This is a genomic window from Nocardia sp. NPDC059229, assembly GCF_042754165.1.
GTDB lineage: Bacteria > Actinomycetota > Actinomycetes > Mycobacteriales > Mycobacteriaceae > Nocardia.
Genome location: NZ_JBHZAK010000074.1, coordinates 1 through 1357, shown reverse-complemented (window position 1 = coordinate 1357; position 1357 = coordinate 1). Strand labels below are relative to the sequence as shown.

The following is a 1357-nucleotide window of genomic DNA, read 5'->3' as shown; positions in this document are numbered from 1 at the left end:
TAGTACTGCAACTGCACTCGCGTGATTCGTTGCTGGTAGACCTGTCGGGTGGTGTTGGATCATGCTGTGGCCGAACTGGATTCGTTGATCGCGAGGATCGGGGAACGGTTCACCCGCGTCGAACCGCGGGAGCGGGCGGGTGAGTACGTGTCGGGGCTGGTCGCGGGTCTGGAACGCAAGAACGGGTGGACCCTGGCCGAGCGCGCCGGTGAGAGCACCCCGGACGGGATGCAGCGGCTGCTGCGCGCCGCCGATTGGGACGTCGACGCGGTGCGTGACGATGTGCGTGACTACGTGGTCGAACACCTCGGTGACCCGGACGCCGTGCTGGCCGGCGACGAGACCGGGTTCCTGAAGAAAGGTGTGAAATCCGCTGGCGTGCAACGTCAATACTCCGGAACGGCCGGCCGTACAGAAAACTGCCAGATCGGTGTGTTTCTGGCGTACACGTCGCGTCATGGGCACGCGCTGATCGACCGGGAACTCTATGTTCCCCAGTCGTGGACGGCCGATCGTGAGCGGTGTCGTGACGCTGGGATTCCCGACGAGGTCGAGTTCGCGACCAAGCCGTGGCAGATGATCGCCATGCTCGAACGCGCGCTGGCGGCGAGGGTGCCGTTTCGGTGGTTCACCGCCGACGAAGCCTACGGCCAGGCCGGCTACCTGAGGGCTTGGTGCGAAGACCACGACGTGTTCTACGTGATGGCCACCCGCTGCGATCACCAGTTACGCACCCGCGCCGACCGACTCGCGCGCGCCGACGACCTGGTCGCCGAGTTCGGTGACCGCACCTGGCAGCGGCTCTCGGTGGGCGCCGGCGCGCACGGTCCGCGCGAATACGATTGGGCGCGTCGCCAGATCGACGGCACCTGGACGACCGGGCGCGGTCACTGGCTACTGGCGCGGCGGTCGATCAGCGACCCGACCGAAATCGCCTACTACCTCTGCTACGGCCAGGCATCGGCACGACTGGTCGATCTGGCCTGGACCGCGGGCTCGCGCTGGCACGTGGAAGAAGCGTTTCAGCAGGCCAAAGGCGAGGCCGGGCTCGATCATTATCAAGTCCGCAAATGGCGCGCCTGGTATGCCCACATCACCCTGTCGATGCTCGCTATGGCCTGGCTCGCCGCCACCAAAACCGTTGCCGCAAAGGGGGACTCGCCGACAGCGAGGACGGCATGATCGCTCTCACGCTACCGGAGATCCGCCGCCTGCTCATCGCGTTCGTACTCACCCCACTGCACACCGCCGACCACATCTGGGCATGGTCACGCTGGCGACGACGCCGCCAGCATCAAGCCCGGTCATCGCACTACCGACGGCGCGGCCACCCACTCACCTGAGTGCAGTTGCAGTA

General features: G+C 66.1%; 2 protein-coding genes. Both read left to right on the top strand.

Going from position 1 to position 1357, the window contains the following annotated elements; all coding sequences use genetic code 11:
* Window positions 1-48 precede the first annotated feature (48 nt).
* Window positions 49-1182: an IS701 family transposase gene (locus ACFXHE_RS44125; RefSeq protein ID WP_379391773.1), complete on the top strand. Its 1134-nt coding sequence runs from the start codon at window positions 49-51 to the stop codon at window positions 1180-1182.
* The gene (locus ACFXHE_RS44120; RefSeq protein WP_379391771.1) at window positions 1179-1343 is read left to right on the top strand and encodes a hypothetical protein; all 165 of its coding nucleotides are present in this window, start codon (window positions 1179-1181) and stop codon (window positions 1341-1343) included. The genes ACFXHE_RS44125 and ACFXHE_RS44120 overlap by 4 nt, the downstream gene beginning before the upstream one ends.
* Window positions 1344-1357: the final 14 nt, after the last annotated feature.